At 41.5% G+C, this 23,192-nt stretch carries 19 protein-coding genes; 13 read left to right on the forward strand and 6 right to left on the reverse strand.

Going from position 1 to position 23,192, the window contains the following annotated elements; genetic code table 11:
- Positions 1-150: 150 nt before the first annotated feature.
- From lon to H5180_RS20425, 4 genes are all read left to right on the forward strand, one after another.
- Complete coding sequence (lon, locus tag H5180_RS20410; protein WP_145241462.1) at positions 151-2,511, forward strand: endopeptidase La; 2,361 nt, start codon at positions 151-153, stop codon at positions 2,509-2,511.
- Between the two features lie 185 nt (positions 2,512-2,696).
- A complete protein-coding gene (locus tag H5180_RS20415; RefSeq protein WP_301562686.1) occupies positions 2,697-2,999 on the forward strand; it encodes an HU family DNA-binding protein in 303 nt (100 codons plus the stop codon).
- Positions 3,000-3,169: 170 nt separating this feature from the next.
- Positions 3,170-5,074, forward strand: a complete 1,905-nt coding sequence (gene ppiD / locus H5180_RS20420; RefSeq protein WP_145241459.1) for a peptidylprolyl isomerase — start codon at positions 3,170-3,172, stop codon at positions 5,072-5,074.
- Between the two features lie 177 nt (positions 5,075-5,251).
- A complete protein-coding gene (locus H5180_RS20425) occupies positions 5,252-5,653 on the forward strand; it encodes a hypothetical protein (protein WP_145241457.1) in 402 nt (133 codons plus the stop codon).
- 367 nt (positions 5,654-6,020) lie between these two features.
- Here H5180_RS20425 and H5180_RS20430 read toward each other — a convergent pair whose 3' ends face one another.
- From H5180_RS20430 to pspF, 6 genes are read right to left on the reverse strand one after another with little or no spacing between them, the layout of a single operon-like run.
- On the reverse strand, positions 6,021-6,782 hold the full coding sequence (locus H5180_RS20430; RefSeq protein WP_145241455.1) for an ATP-binding cassette domain-containing protein: 762 nt from the start codon (positions 6,780-6,782) through the stop codon (positions 6,021-6,023).
- Entirely contained in the window at positions 6,782-7,774 is a 993-nt protein-coding gene (locus H5180_RS20435; protein ID WP_145241453.1) for an oligopeptide/dipeptide ABC transporter ATP-binding protein, read from the reverse strand. Before H5180_RS20435 ends, H5180_RS20430 begins: the two co-directional genes overlap by 1 nt.
- The gene (locus H5180_RS20440) at positions 7,775-8,668 is read right to left on the reverse strand and encodes an ABC transporter permease subunit (protein ID WP_145241450.1); all 894 of its coding nucleotides are present in this window, start codon (positions 8,666-8,668) and stop codon (positions 7,775-7,777) included.
- Positions 8,655-9,689, reverse strand: coding sequence for an ABC transporter permease subunit (locus H5180_RS20445; protein WP_145241448.1), 1,035 nt, complete (start codon positions 9,687-9,689; stop codon positions 8,655-8,657). The genes H5180_RS20440 and H5180_RS20445 overlap by 14 nt, the downstream gene beginning before the upstream one ends.
- Positions 9,689-11,296, reverse strand: coding sequence for an ABC transporter substrate-binding protein (locus tag H5180_RS20450; RefSeq protein ID WP_145241446.1), 1,608 nt, complete (start codon positions 11,294-11,296; stop codon positions 9,689-9,691). The genes H5180_RS20445 and H5180_RS20450 overlap by 1 nt, the downstream gene beginning before the upstream one ends.
- Before the next feature lie 18 nt (positions 11,297-11,314).
- Positions 11,315-12,373, reverse strand: a complete 1,059-nt coding sequence (pspF, locus tag H5180_RS20455; protein ID WP_182758980.1) for a phage shock protein operon transcriptional activator — start codon at positions 12,371-12,373, stop codon at positions 11,315-11,317.
- Between the two features lie 187 nt (positions 12,374-12,560).
- Between pspF and pspA the strand changes: the two genes are divergently transcribed.
- The 9 genes from pspA to hrpA all read left to right on the forward strand — a co-directional run bounded on the left by pspA (position 12,561) and on the right by hrpA (position 23,180).
- Complete coding sequence (gene pspA / locus H5180_RS20460; RefSeq protein ID WP_145241442.1) at positions 12,561-13,220, forward strand: phage shock protein PspA; 660 nt, start codon at positions 12,561-12,563, stop codon at positions 13,218-13,220.
- Between the two features lie 67 nt (positions 13,221-13,287).
- Positions 13,288-13,521, forward strand: a complete 234-nt coding sequence (gene pspB, locus H5180_RS20465; RefSeq protein ID WP_145241440.1) for an envelope stress response membrane protein PspB — start codon at positions 13,288-13,290, stop codon at positions 13,519-13,521.
- Positions 13,518-13,919: an envelope stress response membrane protein PspC gene (pspC, locus tag H5180_RS20470; RefSeq protein WP_145241438.1), complete on the forward strand. Its 402-nt coding sequence runs from the start codon at positions 13,518-13,520 to the stop codon at positions 13,917-13,919. Before pspB ends, pspC begins: the two co-directional genes overlap by 4 nt.
- A 58-nt stretch (positions 13,920-13,977) precedes the next feature.
- The gene (locus H5180_RS20475) at positions 13,978-15,393 is read left to right on the forward strand and encodes a YcjX family protein (protein WP_220491307.1); all 1,416 of its coding nucleotides are present in this window, start codon (positions 13,978-13,980) and stop codon (positions 15,391-15,393) included.
- Positions 15,390-16,436 (forward strand): TIGR01620 family protein, encoded by a 1,047-nt coding sequence (locus H5180_RS20480; protein ID WP_182718140.1) that lies wholly within the window; start codon positions 15,390-15,392, stop codon positions 16,434-16,436. The genes H5180_RS20475 and H5180_RS20480 overlap by 4 nt, the downstream gene beginning before the upstream one ends.
- Positions 16,437-16,576: 140 nt before the next feature.
- Complete coding sequence (gene megL / locus H5180_RS20485; protein ID WP_182735743.1) at positions 16,577-17,758, forward strand: methionine gamma-lyase; 1,182 nt, start codon at positions 16,577-16,579, stop codon at positions 17,756-17,758.
- A 212-nt stretch (positions 17,759-17,970) separates the two neighbouring features.
- Positions 17,971-18,768, forward strand: coding sequence for a phenylalanine 4-monooxygenase (phhA, locus tag H5180_RS20490; protein ID WP_182758981.1), 798 nt, complete (start codon positions 17,971-17,973; stop codon positions 18,766-18,768).
- A gap of 9 nt (positions 18,769-18,777) precedes the next feature.
- Positions 18,778-19,122 (forward strand): 4a-hydroxytetrahydrobiopterin dehydratase, encoded by a 345-nt coding sequence (locus tag H5180_RS20495; RefSeq protein WP_145241430.1) that lies wholly within the window; start codon positions 18,778-18,780, stop codon positions 19,120-19,122.
- Between the two features lie 170 nt (positions 19,123-19,292).
- Positions 19,293-23,180: an ATP-dependent RNA helicase HrpA gene (hrpA, locus tag H5180_RS20500; protein WP_182758982.1), complete on the forward strand. Its 3,888-nt coding sequence runs from the start codon at positions 19,293-19,295 to the stop codon at positions 23,178-23,180.
- Positions 23,181-23,192: the final 12 nt, after the last annotated feature.

The following is a 23,192-nucleotide window of genomic DNA, read 5'->3' on the forward strand; positions in this document are numbered from 1 at the left end:
AATTTACTCATTTTGATAATAAAAAGGAGCCTAGTGCTCCTTTTTTTATAATTTATTTAATCCAGTTGCGTTAAATTGTTGAACTTTACTTAGGTTATCCCCATATACTTGAGTAATCTTTAAAATAAATGAAGAGCGAAGAGAAAAATAATGACGCTTGAGAGAACAGATCGAGTCGAAATCCCGGTGCTAGCACTGCGCGATGTCGTGGTATATCCGCACATGGTGATCCCGCTTTTTGTAGGCCGTGAAAAATCAATAAAATGCCTTGAAGCGGCAATGGATAAAGACAAACAAATTTTCCTTGTTGCGCAAAAAGACGCGACCGTGGATGAGCCTGAGCAAGATGATATTTACCGTGTTGGTACCATAGCCACGGTATTACAATTGCTTAAACTACCTGATGGCACAGTCAAAGTACTGGTTGAAGGCACACAGCGAGCAAAACTAGAAAGCTTTATTGATAATGAAGACTTTTTTGTTGCTAATGCGCAGTTTATTGGTTCAGAAGAAATCGATGAGCAAGAGCAAGATGTATTTATTCGCAGTGCCATCAGTCAGTTTGAAGGCTATGTAAAGCTAAATAAAAAAATACCACCAGAGGTGTTAACCTCGGTCAGTGGCATTGATGAAGCGCCGCGCCTTGCCGATACTATGGCAGCGCACATGCCGCTGAAAGTGCCTGAAAAGCAAAAAGTACTCGAAATCACCAATGTTACAGAACGTCTTGAATATTTAATGGCGTTGATGGAAGGTGAAATTGATTTACTGCAAGTTGAGAAAAAAATTCGTACCCGCGTTAAAAAGCAGATGGAAAAGTCGCAACGTGAGTATTACCTCAATGAGCAAATGAAAGCCATTCAAAAAGAATTAGGCGAGCTTGACGACGTACCAGATGAATTCGAAGCACTGAAAAAGCGCATTGAAGAATCAGGTATGAGCAATGACGCGCAAGAAAAAGCGAACTCTGAACTTGCTAAGCTTAAAATGATGTCGCCGATGTCGGCAGAAGCCACGGTTGTGCGTTCATACATAGACACATTAATTAATGTGCCATGGAAAAAACGTTCGAAAGTGAAAAAAGACTTAGCGGGCGCACAAAAGATTTTAGACAGCGACCATCACGGTCTTGATAAAGTCAAAGAACGCATCATTGAATATCTCGCCGTGCAACAGCGTACCAATAAACTCAAAGGGCCAATTTTGTGCCTTGTGGGTCCACCGGGTGTTGGTAAAACGTCATTAGGTCAATCGATTGCTCGCTCTACAGGGCGTAAGTATATTCGTATGGCATTAGGTGGTGTTCGTGATGAAGCAGAAATTCGTGGTCACCGTCGTACTTACATAGGTTCAATGCCAGGTAAGTTGATTCAAAACATGAGTAAAGTGGGCGTTAAAAATCCATTATTCTTGTTAGATGAAATCGATAAAATGTCATCAGATATGCGTGGCGATCCTGCATCGGCACTGCTTGAAGTACTTGATCCTGAGCAAAATAGCCATTTTGCGGATCATTACTTAGAAGTCGATTATGACTTATCTGACGTAATGTTTGTTGCTACATCAAACAGCTTTAACATTCCTGGTCCGTTATTGGATCGGATGGAAGTGATCCGGTTATCGGGTTATACCGAAGATGAAAAGCTGAATATTGCCAAAGAGCATTTAATTGTTAAACAAGTTAAACGCAATGGCTTAAAAGATGGCGAATTAATCATTGAAGACAGTGCAATCATCGGCATTATTCGTTATTACACCCGTGAAGCGGGCGTACGTAACTTAGAACGCGAAATATCTAAGTTATGCCGTAAAGCGGTGAAGAATATCTTGCTTGAAAAAGGCACTAAAACAGTCACTATTAACGCTGACAACCTTGAAGATTTCTTAGGTGTGCAGCGCTATGATTATGGTAAAGCTGAAGACGGCGATCGCATTGGCCAAGTTACAGGTTTAGCGTGGACTGAAGTGGGCGGTGATTTGCTGACCATCGAATGTGCCGCAGTACCAGGCAAAGGTAAACTAAGCTACACCGGGTCACTAGGCGATGTAATGCAAGAGTCGATTCAAGCAGCTATGACAGTTGTACGTAATCGCGCTGATGCATTTCGTATTAACAGTGATTTTTACGAAAAACGTGATATTCACGTTCACGTACCTGAGGGGGCAACTCCAAAAGATGGCCCAAGTGCTGGCGCCGCGATGGTCACAGGTTTGGTATCAAGTCTTACAGGTAACCCGGTACGTGCTGATGTGGCGATGACGGGTGAAATCACCTTACGTGGTGAAGTATTACCTATTGGTGGCTTAAAAGAGAAACTATTAGCGGCTCATCGCGGTGGAATTAAAACGGTCATTATTCCAAAAATTAACGAACGTGACTTAAAAGAGATCCCTGACAATGTATTGGCAGGACTTGATATTCACCCAGTTACGTGGATTGATGAGGTTTTAAAACTGGCTTTAGTACACCCAGTTGAGAGTTTTTCAGTCGAAACATCAAAAAACCAGTAAAAAAGCGAAAAAAAGTGCTTTAAAGGGCTTTTCAAATCTAGATGGTATGATAAGTTAAGCACTGGTTTTCAAGCCGAGGCCTTATGTGGCCTAGGCTGAAGAAAAATTACAATCGTATGAGCATGAAAAAGTTTGCTCTAAAATTTTCAAAATAGTGATGTTAGTTTAAAAAACAATCGCTCTTGATAATAACAATGAAAGAGGATGATATTGTGAATAAATCTCAATTAATCGATCAAATCGCAGCTGATGCTGACATTTCTAAAGCGGCTGCGGGTCGTGCACTTGATTCATTCATCGAGGCTGTTTCTGGCGCTCTTAAAGATGGCGATTCAGTAGCATTGGTTGGTTTCGGTACTTTCTCAGTACGTGAACGTGCTGCACGTTCAGGCCGTAACCCACAAACAGGCGAAACAATTCAAATCGCTGCAGCGACTATCCCAGCTTTTAAAGCAGGTAAAGCGCTTAAAGATGCATGTAACAGCTAATCACTGCTCTTTAGTGAGTTAGTTTGGTAGTGTAAGAAGTTAATCGCTTTTACAGCTTAATTAACGTTCTTTCTCGCCAACTGCTTCAAGTAAAAAAGCGTATCTGGTAAGATACGCTTTTTTTACATAAGCAAGGCGATTTCTGCCTCGAATAGAATAGAGATAAATAAATGCTTGAGAAAATCAGAGAAGGTTCACAAGGACCGGTAGCTAAAATTATTTTAGGCGCGGTGATTTTATCTTTTGCCTTAGCAGGGATCGGTGGTTACTTAGGTCAAACCACAGAGCAGCCCGTAGCTGAAGTAAATGGAGTTAAAATTAGCCAAACCGAGTTTAGCCGTGCGTTCCAAAATGAACGTGCACGTTTAGAGCAACAATTTGGCGAATACTTTGCACAAATTGCTGCTGATCCAAATTACATGGCACAAATTCGTCAAGGCGTCGTTGACCGTCTAGTACAACAAGAATTGCAAACTCAACTAGCGGCCGAACTTGGTTTACGTGTTAGTGACGACAGTGTTCGTAAAGCGATTTTAGAATTGCCATACTTCCAAATTGGTGGGCAATTTAACAACGATCGTTACTTACAAGTTATCCGTCAAATGAACTTCCAACCTGACGCATTTCGTGAATATTTACGTGAAGAAATGACCCGAAGCCAGCTAATTTCAGCGGTTGCAGGCACCGATTTCGCTCTAAATAGCGAATTGGCTAATGCCGTTGCGCTACAACAGCAAACGCGTAGTATTGACTATGTCGTGATCAGCAAAGAGTCTTTACAGCAAAACGTGACGGTAACAGAGCAAGAAATTGCCGATTACTATGACCTAAATATGTCGCAGTTTTTAGCGCCTGAGCAAGTATCAGTAAACTACATTGATTTAAATGCAGCTAACTTAACACTTGAAACTCATGTTAGCGAAGCTGACGTTAAAGCATATTATGATCAAAACAAAGCACAATACGCCGAACCTGAAAAGCGCCGTGTGTCGCATATCTTAATTGATAACAGTGAAGACGATGATGCAGCAAAAGCCAAAGCAGAAGACTTGTTAGCACAATTACAACAAGGCGGTGACTTTGCAGCGTTAGCAGAATCATCATCTGATGATATCGTTAGTGCTGAAATGGGCGGTGATTTAGATTGGATCGAACGTGACATGATGGATCCTGCTTTTGAAGATGCGGCATTCGCATTGGCAAACAAAGGGGATTTTTCAGACGTTGTACAATCTGAGTTTGGTTACCATATTATTCAGTTAACTGATATTCAGAGCCAACAAGTAAAAGCGTATGACACTGTTAAAGCTGATTTACGTGCTGAGCTTGAGCGTACTGAAAAAGTAAATGCATTCTATGAAAAGCAAACAGAAATGGGCGCTATTGCATTTGAAATTTCAGATACCTTAGTTGATGCTGCAGAAGTTGCCGGTGTTGAAGTACAAACAACAGCATTAGTTGACCGTAATTCTCTACCTGCGCCGCTTAATACACCAGCGGTATTAGCTGCAATCTTCTCACCAGATGTGCTTGAAGATAAAATGAACTCTGAGGTTATCGAAGTGGGCGATGAGCATGTTGTGTTAGTGCGTGTTAAAGAGCATGTACCAGCTGCAACAAAAGCACTTGCTGATGTATCAGAGCAAATTAAAGCACGTTTAGTTAGTGAAAAAGCATCAGAGCTTGCGAAAGAAAAAGCAACAACGCTGTATGCTGAGATTGAAGCTGGCAAGAGCTTAAATGACCTAGTAACTGAGCAAAGCTTAGAACTTCGTCAAGAAGCGGCACTAACCCGTCAAGCTTACACTGTTTCGCCTGCAATCGTTCAACATGCCTTTAAAATGGCACACCCAACTGACACACCAGTAGTTGAAAAAGTTGACCTAAACAACGGTGACGCGGCAATCGTAGCACTTAAAACAGTGACTAACGCTACTGTTGAAGACGAAATTGACGCACAGCTTAAGCAAAATATTACTATGGCCCAAGTTAACAAAAACTACATGGTATTCATTGAAGCTTTAAAAGCAAATGCAGAATTAAAATTACCTAAAGCGCAAGCCGCCACAGAGTAATGCTTAATTAAATAATGAAAAGGCGCCATTGGCGCCTTTTTTTATTTTTTAACAGGCAGATATCTGAGTTCAAGTATAAATAAATTCCCCCCCAATCTACCGAACCTATTTTGATTACTTTTTAGCAGACTTAGTATAAGCTCAATAACATTACCTCTATATTATTAAGGGAACATCATGAAATTCGAGCAGTTATTAAATAACTTTGATATGGGTATCTGTGTTGAACAGTTACAAAAAGAATCACTGTTAGACCTTGCGTTATTATTTGTCGCTGTTGATGGCTCTATTGCACAAGAAGAGTTGAGAGTCGTCGAAACCTGGGCACATAAAATTGAGTGGAATTCTGTCATTGCTCTTGATAACTATATAATTGATATGACAAGCAAATGTGTTTTGGCAGTGCAAAGTGGTGACATCGAGTCATTTATTCAGCATCGAATGACACATATTGTCGATCAATCCATGAGGGAGTTTGTATTAGAGCTGCTTAAACAAGTCATTGAAGCTGATGGTATTACCGATGAAAATGAAATTAAAGCGTTAAAAATTGTTGAATCATTAATCCAACCGGCTTAACGGGTATATTTCTGTTTCTGCGCGGGACATCTCGCGCTTATACCATTGAGTAACGGCATAAAAATATTTTATTGCTATATATCAAAACTTTGCATTGTCGGTTGTTTTAATTATTCACAAAGAGGTTAAGAAACGTTACGCTTAGAAGAAGATATTAAATACTCACAAAAGAGTTAGAGATTAGACATTTTTGTGCCATGAACGGGCATTAAAGTGACTTGTTATATGTTCGCTTTTAGCAGTTTGGGTTTCGTTGCTATCAAGCCAACCAACGCGATAAATTTAATGCCGAGCTACTCTGGCTTTTTCTAGAATCTAGCACCTATACAATTCTTTTCGCTAAAACTTACCGCTTAAAGTTCTACCTTCAGCAACTTAGCAACTTCTGAGTGACTTTTGATTGTGGCTTTTGGAATACATCCTCTGTTCTACCGTATTCAACAATTTCACCGTGATCGAGTACTACAAGTTGATCGCTGATGTGGCGTACTAAACTTAAGTGGTGAGTGATCAAGATATAACTGAGACCCGTGTCCTGTTGAAGCTTGAGTAGCAGGTTGACGGTTTGTGCGCGTACAGAAGGGTCCAGAGATGATAATGCTTCATCAAGTACTACAACCTTAGGGTCGAGTATTAATGCACGTGCTAGAGCGACACGTTGCAGCTGACCGCCACTAAACATATGTGGGTAGTAATACTGATGGTCGTTTAATAAACCTACTTTAGACAGTGTTGCGGTGATTTTTTCAGCGCGAGTTACTTTATCCAAAGAAGTATTATATTGCAGGCAATCGTCGAGCATATCGCCGATCGTTAAACCTGGGTTTAGCGAGGCTTCGGAGTCTTGAAAAATCATTCTAATATGGCGGCATTGCTGATCGCGAACGCCTTTGTTTTCGATGATGTTGCCATCGAGTAGGATTTGCCCAGCATCTGCGCTGTCTGCTCCAGCGAGTAATTTTGCTAGGGTACTTTTACCTGAGCCAGTTTCGCCAATAATAGCCAGTGTTTCACCTTGCTCTAAACAAAACGAGATGTTTTTTAATACCTCAAAACGCTTACGTGAAAATAACCCTGCACGCAGGTTAAAGCTTTTTGACAAGGCTTGCACTTTTAACAGAGGTTGCATTATTTCATCACCTTAATGAGAGGGAAATGACACGCATAACTATGACCATGTTGTTTAGTTAAAGGCGGTGTTACCACACAAGCTTTTTGTGCCTGCGGACAGCGAGGACCAAGGCGACAGCCTATAGGTAAATGCTGTAAGGTTGGGATTGTCCCTTTTAGTGCATAAAAAGGTTCTTTATGGGCAAGCCCTTGCTCATAATCCGGTAAGCTTTTTAATAATGCTTGTGTATAAGGGTGGCGAGGCTGGGCAAAAATACGCTGGGTTGGACCTGCTTCAACCATTTGCCCGCAGTAAAGTACATGCATGCAATGAGACCAATTAATGATTTCTTCAAGTTCATGGGAGATCATTAAAATTGACATGTTTTTAAGTTGATTTAAACTTTTTAATAACCGGAATACCTGTGCTCGTGTGGTACTTTCAAGAGCTGTAGTTGGCTCATCGGCAATCAGTAACTTAGGTGTACGAGCAATGGCCATAGCAATCATGACCTTTTGACAAACGCCTTCTGAGAGCTCGTGAGGATAGCTCGATAGTACTTTTTCGTGATCTTTAATGCCCACTTTGTGGATCAGCGCTTTTACTCGGTCCTTACGTTCACGGTTTCGCTTTAAGAAAAACCCGGAGCCTGTTATTTCTGGGAGCGTTTCGGCTATTTGCTCAAATATTTTTGCGGTAGGATCAAGACAACGACTAGGATCTTGATAAATCATTGCGATGTCACTGCCTACAATTTTACGCCGTTGTTCGCTTGATAAGCGCATTAGATCCACACCGCGCCAATGCATACGGTCGGCGGTGATGTGCCAGCGTTTATTTAATACACCCACAATGGCTTTAGCAATTAAGCTTTTACCTGAGCCAGATTCGCCCACTAATGCATGTACTTCACCTTCTTTGAGGCTCAAGTTCACTCTATCTACGGCGCGAATAACGGTATCAGAGGTGCGCAGCTCTATGGTCAGATTTCGTATATCAAGTAATTGCATTTAGTCAGCCTTACGTGCTTTGAGCACTTGGCGTAGCCCGTCGCCCACTAAGTTGGTCGACAGCACCGCTAAAAAGAGTAATACCCCAGGCAAGCCAACGGTCCAAGGTGCTAAATAAATTAAACCCAGATTTTCAGCTAAAATTGCACCCCACTCTGTGGTTGGTGGTTGTGCCCCTAGTTTTAAAAAGCCCAAAGCGGAAATATCTAAAATAGCGGTTGATAATGCCATAGTAAAAATAACCACAATATGCTCATAAATATTTGGAAAAATCCCTCTGGAGAGAATATGCCAGTTCGATGCGCCATCAAGTTTAAATGCAGTAATGTAATCTTTATTAAGCTCAGTGACGATGAGGTTGCGCACCGAGTGAATAAATTGCGGTAATAGCGCTAAAATAATTGCCCACACGGTATTCATCAGGCCTGGGCCTAATATCGCAATAATAATAATCGCTAATAATAAAGACGGTATTGATAAGGTTATATCAAGTAGATGATTTAAAAAGCTTGAGCGAATACCTCGGCTAATGCCGGCAAATGTGCCTACTAACACACCTATGATGGTGGTGATCAGCGCAGCAATGACTGATAAGCCAAAGGTATAAGTTGCGCCATTCATAAGCCGTGAGAGTACATCGCGACCTAAGTCGTCAGTACCGAGTATAAAACGTACATCGCCCATTTCATGCCACGATGGAGGAATAAGTAACGCATCACTGTGTTGCTGGTTTACCCCATATGGTGCAATCAGTGGTGCAGCCGCAGCTAAAATAGCAAAGGCGATAAAAATCCATAACCCCACTAAGGCAGGATGATTGGATTTAAATTTGCGCCAAAATCGCGCTAATGGCGATTTGTTTGACTCTTCTGAAAATAAATTAAACTTTGCCATGCGCTTGATTCCGTGACAGCGGGTCGAACAAGGTATAGGTTAATTCTGCAATAATAGTCGCCAGAATTACAAACATCGATACCGCTAATAAGCCACCTTGAATGGCAGGGTAGTCTCGTTGATAAATACTATCAATTAACCAACGGCCAACACCGGGCCATGAAAAAATCACCTCGGTGATCATTGCCAGAGTGATCAAGGTACTAAACTGTAAACCAATTTGTTTTATAACCGGTAATAAGGCATTACGTAAGGCATGATGCATAATTAATTGGGCACGGTTTAAGCCTTTGGCTCGGGCAGTTTTAATAAAACTTTGCTCAAGCACATGCAACATTGACTCTCGTGTAAAGCGCACTAATACAGTGGTAGGGTACATTGCCAGAACAATGGTCGGCAGGGTTAAATGATGCAGAGCATCAAGCATTGCCAGACCAGAATAAGGAAAGTCTGCTAATACAATATCAATCAAAATAAAGCCAGTTTGGGAGGGGATCTCGTACAGTAAGCCCATTCGCCCTGACATCGGGAACCAACCTAGTTGTAATGAGAACACCATGATCAGCAGCAAAGCTAACCAAAATACCGGCATTGAGTAGCCCACTAATGTCGTGGAGTTAACCAGTTTATCTGGCCAGCGCCGATGATAGGCCGCCGCCAAGATACCTGCCGGAACGCCAACCACAACAGAAATAATTAACGCATAAATACTCAGCTCTAACGTGGCTGGGAATAGCTCGATAATATGAGTAAATACGCTGTCGCCCGAAGCGAACGACACGCCCCAGTCGCCTTGCACAATACGCGCAATAAAAGCAAAATATTGCATTAAATAATTATCGTTAAAGTGATATTTTTCTTGTAGTTCACTGGTTTGTGAAAAACTGGTATTACTGATACCACTTAAATTACTAAGCGGATCGCCGGGAAATAAATAACTGAGTGAAAATGTAAATACACTCAAGGTAAACATCATAAATAACAGTAAGCCTAAACGACGTAAAATATAATTTAACACCATTATTTTTTCCTCGCGTTGGCTAAGGAAATTGCGCCAAATGGGCCAAGTGGAATACCTTCTACATCGGCACTACTTGCTTGAAAACGCATACCGTGGGCAAGTGGTAATAAAGGTAGTTCACGCACTATCATCGCTTGTGCTTGTTGATAATAGGCTTTTCGTTTGGCTAAATCGGTGGTATCAAGCGCTTGTGTCAAGAGTAAGTCAAACTCAGGATCACACCAATTCGCAGGGTTTTTACCACTAAATGCCGCGGTGCAACTGAGTAGCGGGCTAAAAAAGTTATCTGGATCCGGTGTATCTGCAGCCCAACCTAATAACACGCTGTCATGGCGGTGTTCACCTATTCGTTGAATAAAGGTGTTCCACTCATACTCAACGATACTGACGTTTACACCAATTTTTCGTAAATCGCTTTGCATTAGCTCGGCCATTTTACGTGCGTTAGGATTATAAATTCGGCTCACTGGCATAGCCCAAATGGTCATATCAAAGCCATTCGGAAGGCCAGCCTCAATCAGCAGTTTTTTAGCTAGATCAGGGTTAAATCCGGGTAGTTTAGCTTGTGGTTGATATGCCCATGATGTTGGCGGTAATAACGATTGCGCACGAATACCGTTGCCGTAATAAACTGCTTGCATGATTTTTTCAACGTCAATGGCATGGGCCAGTGCTTGACGTACTCTTAAATCGTCAAATGGTGGGCGCTCGGTATTAAACGCCCAATAACCTACATTAAGATTGGTTTCTTTTTGTACGTTAATGTCGTCGCGTTGGGCTAAAATACTTAACTGTGCGCTACTTGGGTGTGCGGTTACATCGCACTCTTTAGTGAGCATTTTTGCAATTCGGGTGGTGCCATTTGGGGTGATGTCGTAAACCAACTGCTCCAGCACTACATGGTGTTTCCAATAGTCAGGATTACGATAATAGCGTACTAAGTGATCGCGACGATACTCTTTATAAACATAGGGGCCAGTACCAACAGGGTATTGATCAAAAAGATTAACTTGGTCGCGCTGTTTTAATTGCATGGCATATTCGCGAGACAAAACCACTGCAAAATCAGTTGCCATATTGGCTAAAAAGCTGCTTTCGGCATTAAATAATTCAAAGCGCACTTGGTAGTCGGACACGCGAACAATTTGCCGAATTAGCTGGTCAATGCCGACACTTTGAAAATAAGGGTAATTGGCATCCCCAACAAAGTGATAAGGATTATACACATCGAATAAACGGCTAAAGGTAAAGATTACATCATCAGCGTTAAACTCTCTGCTTGGGGTAAAGTATGCAGTAGTATGAAACTTCACTCCTTTGCGCAAGGTAAAGGTAACTGACTTGCCGTCTTTACTTATTTTCCAGTCAGTGGCCAGTTCACTTTTAAATTCAGCGGTCACGGGATCGATACTGATCAAACGGTCATACAATTGATTTGCAATAATATCGATCGTCGAACCTGTGGTCGTCACTTGGGGATTGAACGACACAGGGTTAGCCTCAGCGCAATAAACTAAGCCCTGATTCTTTTCTTCTAGTGTTTTTTCTTTGGTATCTAAGCAACCCGTTAGGCATACCGTTAAGATACCAAGTAATAATTTATACACTCGTTTAGCCTCTGACTATTATTGTTGATCTAACAAGTTGTATTTTTTCAAATAGCCTCGTAGTTGATGATACGTTAAACCAAGTACTTCTGCAGTTTTCTTTTGATTAAATTGACTATATTCAAGCGCTTTTTTTATTAAATCAATTTCAAATTCATTTGAGAGGTCTTTTAAGCTACATGGAAACTGAAATTGCGGGGTACTTGTTGCAACTATCGGTTCATTGGTGACAACTGCAACAGGAGCTGCTTCTATGGCTGTAGTGGGGAGTTTTTTAATTCGTTGCTTGGGTCTAAAGCGGCTTTCAAATGGGTCTAAAATAATCTGGTGAACGGGAATATGTTCACTGCCATGGCGATATAAACTTCGTTCCACGACATTTTTAAGTTCACGTATATTACCTGGCCAATCATGCCCTTGCAGTATTTCCACAGCACTGCGGGTGAAACCACTGAATAGTTGCCAGTCCAAATCACGGGCCATATTCATCGCAAATTGCTCAGCGAGTAACATGATGTCTTCCTGACGTTCGCGCAGTGGCGGTAAAGTGATTACATCAAATGCGAGCCTGTCGAGTAAATCGCTTCTAAATTCACCTTGCTCGGCTAAATAAGGAAGGTCTTCATTGGTTGCGCAGACTAAGCGAGTATCGACCTTGACGGTTTGTTTGCCACCGACTCGCTCAAATTCACCGTATTCAATTACCCGTAATAGTTTTTCTTGCACCATGGCAGAGGTATTTGCTAGTTCGTCTAAAAATAGCGTACCGGCATTGGCACGTTCAAAGCGTCCTTCGTGGCGTTTACTTGCGCCGGTAAAGGCACCACTTTCATGGCCAAACAATTCGCTTTCAAGCAAGTTTTCGTTAAGTGCCGCACAGTTGAGCTTAATGTAGCTTTGCTCCCAGCGCTTTGATAAAAAGTGTAAACGGGCGGCGATCAGTTCTTTACCTGTGCCACGTTCACCAATAATCAGTACTGGTTTATCTAAACTTGCCAGCTGTGAAACTTGATCAAGTACCGCTAAAAAGCTGTCTGATTGGCCGAGTAAATTATCTTGTTGGCGAAATTGGCTCATATTCCCTAACTCTTAGTCATTTTTACTAACAGTTAGTGTATTTCATAATTAGGGAGAACTAAAGGAATTTGTATTTTTAGTTTAACATTATGAAAATATTACTGTATTTTATGTTTTATAAAGTTGGCAAGCATATTGTAACAGTAACAGCAGACCAATTAAGTTAAACACTACAGAGGTAAATGTTATGGGAATTTTTTCGCGTTTTGCAGATATTGTTAATTCTAATATCAATGCCATTTTAGATAAAGCAGAAGATCCTGAAAAAATGGTACGTTTGATTATCCAAGAGATGGAAGACACATTAGTTGAAGTACGTTCAACCTCTGCGAAAACATTAGCAGAGAAAAAAGAATTAGTACGTCGTGTCGATACATTAAAAGAGCAAGTCGCTCAATGGCAAGATAAAGCCGAGCTGGCATTGAGCAAAGACCGTGATGATCTAGCCCGTGCTGCATTGCTTGAAAAGCAAAAGTCAGCACAAGCGGTTGCTGCTGTTGAAGATGAACTCAGTCACATAGAATCTCACATTGATAAGCTGCAACAGGAAGTAAGTACGCTACAAGACAAGTTAGCGGATGCAAAAGCACGTCAAAAAGCGATTATTTTACGTCAACGCTCAGCTGAGTCACGCCTAGAGGTGAAAAAAGCATTAGACAGCTCTAAAGTTGAAGATGCATTAAATCGCTTTGAGCGCTACGAAACTAAGATTGATGGACTAGAATCACAAGTAGAATCGTACGACTTAGGCAAAAAGTCATTGGCTGATGAAATTGCTGAGTTACAGCAAAACGAAAAAATCGATGATGAATTAGCAGCACTTAAAAAGAAGCTTGCTGATAAATAAAGATAATAAATAAAGGGGGAGTCATCCCCCTATGCTTGATAAATTAATGGATGTGTAGGAGAGGGTTATGTTTGATGCAGAAGTGTTTGTTGCTCCAATTATCATTTTTATGGTTGTGGTAGCACCCCTTTGGTTAATTTTACATTACCGAAGTAAAAAGCAAGTAAGCCAAGGCTTGAGCGAACACGAACACCGCCAGTTACTTGAGCTTGCTCAAAAAGCAGATAAAATGGCTGACCGAGTAGAAACTTTAGAAGCACTACTTGATCAAGAGGCCCCACAGTGGAGGCGTAAGGTATGAGTGCTAAACGTGAACTGCTAAGAGATCCAGCACGTGGTAAAATAGCCGGTGTATGTGCAGGGCTCAGTGATTATTTCAATATGGAATTGTGGTTAGTACGTATTATCGTAGTAACGGCAGTGTTACTAGCTGGTGGCCCGTTGTTTGTTGTGGCTTACATCGCAGCGTGGTTTATTTTAGATAAAAAACCTGCCAATGCACAAAGCAAAACTGATGCGGCAAAACACGAAGATCCTCTTGAAGTAAAATTTAAAGTATGGCAAAAAGGTGAGCCACCACGTCGTGCTTTACAAGATTTAAAAGACCGTTTGGGACGTGTTGATATACGTTTACAAGATATGGAACGTTATGTTACTTCAACCGAGTTTACGGTTAGCCGTGAAATCAATAAGCTGTAAAGGACTTAATAGCACTTTAGCCACCTAATTTATAATGGCGCTGAAGTGCTAGCTCATTATGATAAACACTTCATCTGCAAAAAACGCCTTTAATAAACTCAAAGGTAAGGCTGAAAAAGCTGTTCACCGTAGTTTAGATCAACACGTAAAATTAGCGGTAACTGGCCTCAGTGGCAGTGGTAAAACCGCTTTTATTACCGCTTTAGTAAAGCATTTAACCAGCCAAGCAACAGACAAAAACTTACCGTTTTTTGATGTTATGCAGCAACAGCGCCATATCGCCACAAAAATAGTGCCACAACAAGCGCTGACCATTCCTACATTTGATTACCCTAAAGCCCTGAGTGCTTTATTGCCGCTTGAAGGGCAACCACACTGGCCTGCATCAACCGAGCGCATAAATACTTTACGTCTAGCAATTAAATACCGGAGTGACGCAGGCTTACGTGGTCACTTTGCACCGCAATCAACCTTGTATTTAGACATTATTGATTACCCCGGTGAGTGGCTGCTTGATTTACCCATGCTAGAGCAAAGCTATCAACAGTGGAGTGAGCAGCAATATGCATTACTACAACGCTCGCCTCGGGTTGAAAAGTCGCAGGCATTTTTAACTGCACTGAGCGAGCTTGATTTAACAGCACCAGTAGATGAAAGTGCGCTAAGCGCGATTGCTACGCACTATCAAACACTGTTAGTGAGTCTTAAAAAAGACACTAAATTGGCGATGCTACAACCTGGACGCATGCTGATGCCAGGTGAATTACAAGGTGCACCGTTATTACTGTTTTTCCCAGTTGCGCAGGCTAATGATGAGATGGTTGCAGGGTCTAACTTGGCGCACTTGCAAAAGCGCTTTAATGCTTATGTGAAAGAAGTGGTTAAGCCATTTTATACACAACACTTTCGCAACTTTGATCGGCAAATAGTGCTTGTTGATGTGCTCAGTGCGCTCAATGAAGGGCCTGAGACGCTGCAAGAGCAAGGGGATGTGATCAAACAATTACTTGCGCATTTTAACTATGGCGAAACTGGCTTTTTAAAACGCTTGTTTAAACCCAATATAGATAAACTATTGTTTGCTGCGAATAAGTCAGATCATATTAGTAGTGCACACCATAAAGATTTAGCGCTGTTGTTGGACTCATTAGTGCACGAGCAAAGTAATCACTTAAAATTTGATGGCGTTAAAATAGAAACTATGGCGATGTCATCTATTACGGCAACCATGCCAAAACAAGTGGTTGAGCAAGGTAAAACCCTCAATTGTATTTATGGTAAGCCGTTATCAGAGTCGCAATGGTTGACCTACTTACCACCGCAGCCACCAATGCGCATGCTCAATAAAGATGAGTGGCCAAGCCATGGTTTTGAGTTTTTATCGTTTGCACCGATGCCAAGTCCAGACAAGCAACTAAAACACATTCGTTTAGATCATGTCATGCAGTACCTTTTAGGAGACAAACTAACATGAGCAAGACCGCTTCAGGCTTTCAAGCCGGCAGACGTATTGATACTAGTGAACAGCCAATAGACAATGAACTTACCTTGACCCCAGCTAAAGTGATCGATCAAGGGGAGTATGAATATGAGCACGTTATCGATGAGCCCCAAGATGAAGAGATTGATTTAACCCCTGTTTATAAAAAGTCAAAATGGCAAACTCTGAAAGGGGTGTTTGCGATTAGCTTTATAACTTTAGTGTTAGCTGAATTTATATTTTCTATGGTTGTGACATTTCAGCAATCCATCATCTTAGGCAGCGTATATTTAATTGCAGTGCTCAGTGGCGTGTTGTTATTGGGGCGCTTGTTATGGCGCGAATATAGAATGTTGCGCAGCTTAAAGCGCAATCAATTACATCGTCATGAAGCGGATCGCTTGCTCAATAGCGAACAGGTTGGTGGGGCACTACCTTGGCTTGAAAAACTCAATAAACATCAGCAGTTAACCGGCTTTGATGAGTTTAAAGCAAGCATTGATAGCCATCATAGCGATAAAGAGATCATGACCTTGTACGCCGATAGTTTGTTAGTGAAACAAGATACTCAAGCTAAAAAGCTGATCAACCGTTTTGCCACTGAATCAGGCTTGTTAGTGGCATTAAGTCCATTAGCGCTGGTGGATATGATGGCAGTGCTTTGGCGGGGCACAAAACTGATTGAGCAAATAGGTAAGATTTACGGTATCGGATTTGGTTATGCTAGCCGGATCAAGCTCTATCGTATGTTGATCAAGCAAGTGATGTTTGTTGGCAGTGCTGAGTTAGTATCGGATTTAGCTGCTACAGCGCTCAGTGCTGAATTACTAGGTAAATTATCAGGACGTGCAGCACAAGGCTTAAGCGCGGGTATATTTACCGCACGCATTGGTTATAAAGCGATGGAACTAAGCCGTCCTTTACCACGACTTGAGCATAAGCGCAGCTTGCTTAAAGGTACTGCGCAATTGATTGCCAGCAAAATTATGAGCCGCAAAGCTTCGCCGTCAGGAGCTGGCACGAAAGAAACGAGCTGACAATAAATCTGTACAGTGGTGAACGGCCACTGTACTAACTACATCCAAATTTATAGCCATCTGAGCATCTGGCATGCTTGTGCTTTATCCTGCGATACGTTTTGATTATGGGATCAATAATAATCAAAAAAGATCAGACAATGAACAAACTCCACATCGACAGCCAATGTATCCATGGACCAGAAAAAGCCAATGATCCGCATGGTGCACTTACTGCTCCTTTATACCAAACTTCAACGTTTCATTTTAGCAGTGCCGCGCAAGGTGCAGCACGTTTTGCTGGTGAAGAACCGGGCTATATTTATACCCGTTTAGGTAACCCGACGACGACAGAGCTTGAACAAAAAGTCGCACAACTTGAAAGTTGCGAAGCCGCTGCAGCAACAGCCACAGGAATGGGCGCGGTTTCTGCATCGGTATTAAGTTTTTTATCGCAAGGCGATCATTTAGTCGCATCAAGCGCTTTGTATGGCTGTACGTTTGCTTTCTTCGCACATATGTTGCCGCGTTGGGGGATTGAAGTGACGTTTGTAGATATGACCGATGAGCAGCAATTACGCGATGCAATTAAACCAAATTCAAAAATGATTTTTGCCGAAACCCCAGTTAATCCAACTATGGCGGTAATTGATTTAGCGTTAATAGGACAAGTGGCAAAACAACACAATTTGATCAGTGTAATAGATAACACCTTTCTCACGCCGTTACTGCAAAAGCCAATTGATTATGGCATTGATTTAATTGTTCACAGTGCTACTAAATATTTAAATGGTCACGGTGATGTTGTGGCTGGTTTGGTGTGTGGCAGTCAAGAGCACATTACATTAATTAAAATGACCGTACTTAAAGATATTGGTGCAACAATCAGTCCACACGATGCATGGCTTATTAATCGTGGTTTAAAAACCTTAGCGATACGAATGCAGCGTCATTGTGAAAGTGCGCAAATTATTGCTGAATTTTTAGAGCAGCATCCCCAAGTTAATACCGTTTATTACCCCGGACTTGCATCTCACCCAGGGTTTAAGTTTATCGGTAAGCAAATGAAAGCGGCTGGTGGCGTTATTGCCTTTGAATTAAAAGGCAGCCTAAAAGATGGCGAGCAGTTTATTAATAATACCCAATTGTGCACACTCGCCGTGAGTTTAGGAGACGCCGAAACACTCATTCAACATCCGGCATCGATGACTCATTCACCGTATTCACCCGAAGAAAGAGCAGCTGCGGGTATTAGCGATGGTCTGATCAGACTATCTGTTGGCCTTGAAGATGTTAACGATATAATTAACGACCTTAACCGCGCTTTTACTTTTATTGTATAGGCTGTAAATTTAATCTTACAATTTACATTGCTTCTAGCCCTTTAAAAATAGCACTGTAAACTTTTTGATATTAAAGTGTAATGTTTGGTGTACAAAAGGCGGTTTGGTGCTAATAGTTGATATTGTCTCAGCTATTAAACTTTGCCTTACATTTGCTTAGTATCTCCTTAACAGGTTGACACCGATATCGGTTTAACACTAAGAAGGTTATTATGGCTAAAGCAAGTAAATACACCTCCAAGACACCAGATGAAAATGGCGTTATCCATTGGAGCGAAGCAGAAAATAAAATATGGTCAGAATTAGTCGCACGCCAACTAAAATGTATTGCAGGCAAAGCTTGCAATGAATACATGGAAGGGCTTGAAAAAATAAACCTGCCTCATGACCGTATTCCGCAGTTAAGTGAGCTTAATGAAGTATTACTAGCGACTACCGGCTGGCAAGTTACGCCTGTGCCAGCTTTAATCGACTTTGATGAATTCTTTCGTTTATTAGCAAATAAGCAATTTCCAGTCGCAACCTTTATTCGTAGCCGTGAAGAGTTTGATTACCTGCAAGAACCTGATATTTTTCATGAAATATTTGGTCATTGTGCAATGCTTACTAATCCTGATTTTGCCAAGTTTACGCATAAATATGGCCAGTTAGGTTACGCTGCCGAGAAAAAAGATCGGGTTTACCTTGCCCGTATGTATTGGTTTACGGTTGAGTTTGGCCTAATGCAAACAGATGATGGCCTGCGTATTTATGGTGGCGGTATTTTATCAAGTCCAGGTGAAACACAATACGTGTATTCAGATAAGCCCGAGATCAACCCGATGAATGTATTGGATGTATTACGCACGCCGTACCGAATTGATATTATGCAGCCTTTGTACTACACCATTAATTCTATCCATGATTTATTTGATATTTCACAGCTGGATATTATGGCGTTAGTTGCGCAAGCAAAAGAATTAGGGTTACATGACCCAAAATTTTCTCCTAAAGAAAAATTAGCAAGTTAAGGATTTAAGATGTCATCATTAAGCGCACAAAAATGTGAAGCCTGTCACGTAGACGCTCCACAAGTATCAGATATCGAGTTAGCTGAATTAATTAAAATGATCCCAGATTGGGTGCCTGAAGTACGCGACGGTATTATGCAATTAGAGCGTGTTTATAAATTTAAAAACTTTAAACAAGCCATCGCTTTTACTAATAAAGTAGGTGATATGGCTGAAGATGAAGGCCATCACCCGGGCTTGCTAACAGAGTGGGGCAAAGTAACGGTAACGTGGTGGAGCCATTCAATTAAAGGCTTACACAAAAATGATTTTATTTGCGCTGCCAAAACAGATGAAGTTTTCGCTGCTCTATAAATAAAACACAGCAATTGTTCTGCCCAAAGAACATGAAAGGCGCTTAATTAGCGCCTTTTTTATTGTTTTAAGCTTTGGTTATTACATTTTATATCGCAGCAAAGTTAACCCCTGCGGCGAAGTTTGCTACAATCGCTCGTCTTTACTCAAATTTTATAAGGTAGTCGCGGGTGGTTAACCTAGGTCAATTGTTTGGTGAACTAAAAACGTGTTTAAGAAAAGATCAATTCATCTTTAAAAAACGCCTTCACGGCATAAAAAAAATAACCGATGAAACAAAACAAGCAGCCGTGATTGAAAAAATCACTGCAGATATAACACGTAGCCAACAATTGCGAGAGGTGCGCTTAGCTCAGTTACCTAAAGTAACTTACCCTGAGCAGCTCCCCGTCAGTCAGAAAAAAGACGACATTAAAGAGGCTATCGCCAATAACCAAGTGGTTATTATCGCGGGTGAAACCGGCTCAGGTAAAACCACGCAAATTCCTAAAATGTGTTTAGAACTTGGCCGTGGCGTTGATGGTTATATCGGTCACACCCAACCAAGACGTTTGGCTGCGCGCAGTGTCGCGGATCGGATTGCTCATGAAATGCAATGTGAACTTGGCCAGCAAGTGGGTTTTAAAATTCGTTTTAGCGATCAAGTATCAAATAACAGCTATATAAAGTTGATGACTGACGGTATTTTACTGGCGGAAATTCAACAAGACCGATTTTTAAACCTGTATGACACCATTATTATTGATGAAGCTCATGAACGTAGTTTAAACATTGATTTTATTTTAGGTTATTTGAAAAACCTATTACCAAAGCGTCCTGATTTAAAAATAATTATTACCTCTGCGACCATTGATCCAGAGCGATTCTCAAAGCATTTTAATGATGCACCGATTATTGAAGTGTCAGGACGAACATTTCCGGTGGATGTGCGTTATCGTCCTTTGGTTGAAATTGATAAAAATGATATGGAGGCTGAAGGCGACCAGCTGCAAGGTATTTTTGATGCCGTTGATGAGCTGTGCCAAGAAGGCCCAGGCGATATTTTAATCTTCTTAAATGGTGAACGGGAAATACGCGATACTGCTGATGCCCTTAGTAAACGTAATTTAAAAGGAGCGGATGTTTTACCTTTGTATTCGCGCCTTTCTAACGCAGAACAAAACCGTATTTTTGCTCCCCATAGTCGTCGTCATATTATTTTATCGACCAACGTTGCTGAAACCTCACTTACTGTGCCGGGTATTCGATACGTTATTGATCCTGGTACCGCGCGGATTAGCCGTTATAGTTATCGTACTAAAGTGCAGCGTTTACCGATTGAGCCAATATCACAAGCCAGTGCCAATCAGCGAAAAGGCCGCTGTGGCCGTGTGGAAGCGGGTATTTGTATTCGTTTATATGCTGAAGATGATTTTAATTCGCGCCCAGAGTTTACTGATCCAGAAATACTACGTACTAACTTAGCCTCCGTTATTTTAAAAATGCTTGGCTTAGGGTTGGGCGATATGGCCGAGTTCCCATTTGTACAAGCACCAGATAGCCGTAATATCAACGATGGCTTAACGTTACTAGAGGAACTTGAAGCGGTTAAACCCACTCGTCATAATAGCAATACACAGCTTACTAAATCGGGTATTGAACTGAGCCGCTTACCGGTTGACCCGCGTTTAGCTAAAATGGTACTAACAGCACAAAAGCTGGGTGCGCTGCGTGAAGTGATTATTATTGTGGCGGCGTTATCGATTCAAGATCCACGCGAGCGCCCGCAAGAAAAACGCGCTGCTGCAAACGAAAAGCATGGCCGTTTTGACGATCCTGATTCAGATTTCATCGCCTTTTTAAATTTATGGAATTACTTAGAAGAGCAGCAAAGTGAGCTAAGTAACAGCCAATTCAGAAAGCTGTGCCAAAAGGATATGCTCGCTTATATGCGTATTCGTGAGTGGCAAGATATCGTTTATCAGCTCAGTACTGTGTGCAATGAAATGGGCATGAAAGCGACCAGCAATGTTGCCGATGGCGATAAAATCCATCAAGCGCTATTGAGTGGCATGCTCAGTCACATTGGTTTTAAAGATGAAAAGCAAGTATATAAAGGCGCTCGCAACAGTCAGTTTCATGTATTCCCAGGCTCTGGATTATTTAAGAAAAGCCCAAAATGGTTGATGTCGGCAGAGCTGGTTGAAACCAGTAAATTATATGCACGTATTAATGCCAAAATTAACATCGATTGGGTTGAACCATTAGCACAACACTTAGTAAAACGCAGTTACAGTGAGCCGCATTGGGAGAAAAAGCCCGGCGCAGTGATCGCTTTCGAACAGCAGGTATTATACGGGCTGATCATAGTGTCAAAGCGTCGCTGTGTGTACAGTAACATTGACCCGAAAGTTAGCCGCCAGTTGTTTATTCGCAGTGCATTAGTAGAGCAAGATTTAGGTCAAAATGAAGGGTTTTTGCAGTTTAATCGCGAACTGATTGAAGATATTCAAACTCTAGAAAATAAAAGCCGCCGTCGTGATATTTTAGTTGATGAGCAAACCTTATATGAGTTTTACGATAAGAAAATTCCTGCTCAAATAAACAGTCGTGCAGCATTTAATAAATGGTATAAAACGCAAAAGCAGCAGGATAAACATTACTTGCAAATGACACGTGATGATTTAATGCAACATGGTGCTGATAGTGTTACTGAGTTTGATTACCCCGATGTATGGCAACAAGGCAATTTAATGTTGCCGTTGAGCTATCATTTTGATCCAGGCCAAGCGGTCGATGGGGTTGCAGTGCATATTCCGGTGGCCTTACTAAACCAAGTAGAAGAAGCTGGCTTTGACTGGCATATTCCGGCATTTCGTCATGAGTTGATCACCGGTTTAATTAAATCTTTACCTAAATCACTACGTCGTAATTTTGTGCCTGCGCCAAATTACGCAGATGCGGTTCTTGCAGCAACCGAGCCTATGCAAGGTAACTTCATTGAGGCACTCAGTACGCGTTTATTACGTATGACAGGTGTAAAAGTTGATCCAGAGGCCTGGGATTTAACCACCCTTGCGACTCACTTAAGACTGCAATTTGAAGTTCGTGATGAAAAAGATAATGTACTTGCCCGAGGTATGGATTTAGCGAAACTCAAAGCGCAATTGCAGGGTAAAGTGACGCAAACGCTGTCTAAAGTGGCAGATAAAGGCATTGAAAAAGCTGACCTATTGCAATGGGATTTTGGCAAGTTACCGGTATCCTATGTGAAAAAACAAGGCCAGTATGAAATCAAAGCGTACCCTGCGCTGGTAGATAAAAAATCATCGGCGGCAGTGGAGCTATTTGATAACGAAGTTAAAGCGCAAACTGCCCATCAGCAGGGGTTACGCCGTTTGGTATTACTGAATGTACCTTCGCCGATAAAATATTTGCAACAAAACTTACCCAATAAGGCTAAATTAGGTCTATATTTTAATCCGTTTGGTAAGGTTGCTGATTTAATTGATGACTGTATTGCCGCAGGCGTTGACAGTTTATTGGTAAAATTAGGCGATGTACGCACCGAACAAGCGTTTGAGCAAGTAAAAGAGCACGTGCGCGGTGAGCTCGGCGATGCGGTTGTTGCTATTGCAACCCAAGTTGAGCAAGTGTTGAGTATTGCGCATGCGTTACATAAAAAAATGAAAGGGCGAGTTGATTTAACCATGATCACTGCACATGGAGATATAAAAAGCCAACTGGGATCTTTGGTATTCAAAGGCTTTGTTTCAAATCATGGCGCAGACAAACTTAGTGATTTAATTCGTTACTTAAAAGCAATAGAAAAACGCTTAGAAAAGTTGCCAGTTGATCCAAATCGTGACAGATTATGTGTACTTGAGTTAGAAAAGGTTGCTCAAGAGTATCAAAAACAGCTGAAAAAAGTGCCGCCTGGAATGCCTGCTCCGCAACAATTGCAGGATATTTTTTGGATGCAACAAGAGCTTAGAGTATCCTTGTTTGCGCAAACGTTAGGGACACCGTATCCGATTTCAGCTAAGCGTGTATTGAATGCTCTGAAAGAAATTGATTGAGTTTGGTATTTA

The sequence above is a fragment of the Pseudoalteromonas sp. SR41-4 genome, assembly GCF_014163985.1.
In the GTDB taxonomy this organism is placed as follows: Bacteria; Pseudomonadota; Gammaproteobacteria; order Enterobacterales; family Alteromonadaceae; genus Pseudoalteromonas; species Pseudoalteromonas rhizosphaerae.

Coding starts and splice junctions, on each gene's coding strand:
- lon (WP_145241462.1), top strand. CDS start 151: ATGACGCTTGAGAGAACAGATCGAGTCGAAATCCCGGTGCTAGCACTG.
- ppiD (WP_145241459.1), top strand. CDS start 3,170: ATGCTTGAGAAAATCAGAGAAGGTTCACAAGGACCGGTAGCTAAAATT.
- H5180_RS20425 (WP_145241457.1), top strand. CDS start 5,252: ATGAAATTCGAGCAGTTATTAAATAACTTTGATATGGGTATCTGTGTT.
- H5180_RS20430 (WP_145241455.1), bottom strand. CDS start 6,782: ATGCAACCTCTGTTAAAAGTGCAAGCCTTGTCAAAAAGCTTTAACCTG.
- H5180_RS20435 (WP_145241453.1), bottom strand. CDS start 7,774: ATGCAATTACTTGATATACGAAATCTGACCATAGAGCTGCGCACCTCT.
- H5180_RS20440 (WP_145241450.1), bottom strand. CDS start 8,668: ATGGCAAAGTTTAATTTATTTTCAGAAGAGTCAAACAAATCGCCATTA.
- H5180_RS20445 (WP_145241448.1), bottom strand. CDS start 9,689: ATGGTGTTAAATTATATTTTACGTCGTTTAGGCTTACTGTTATTTATG.
- pspF (WP_182758980.1), bottom strand. CDS start 12,373: ATGAGCCAATTTCGCCAACAAGATAATTTACTCGGCCAATCAGACAGC.
- pspA (WP_145241442.1), top strand. CDS start 12,561: ATGGGAATTTTTTCGCGTTTTGCAGATATTGTTAATTCTAATATCAAT.
- pspB (WP_145241440.1), top strand. CDS start 13,288: ATGTTTGATGCAGAAGTGTTTGTTGCTCCAATTATCATTTTTATGGTT.
- pspC (WP_145241438.1), top strand. CDS start 13,518: ATGAGTGCTAAACGTGAACTGCTAAGAGATCCAGCACGTGGTAAAATA.
- H5180_RS20475 (WP_220491307.1), top strand. CDS start 13,978: ATGATAAACACTTCATCTGCAAAAAACGCCTTTAATAAACTCAAAGGT.
- H5180_RS20480 (WP_182718140.1), top strand. CDS start 15,390: ATGAGCAAGACCGCTTCAGGCTTTCAAGCCGGCAGACGTATTGATACT.
- megL (WP_182735743.1), top strand. CDS start 16,577: ATGAACAAACTCCACATCGACAGCCAATGTATCCATGGACCAGAAAAA.
- phhA (WP_182758981.1), top strand. CDS start 17,971: ATGGCTAAAGCAAGTAAATACACCTCCAAGACACCAGATGAAAATGGC.
- H5180_RS20495 (WP_145241430.1), top strand. CDS start 18,778: ATGTCATCATTAAGCGCACAAAAATGTGAAGCCTGTCACGTAGACGCT.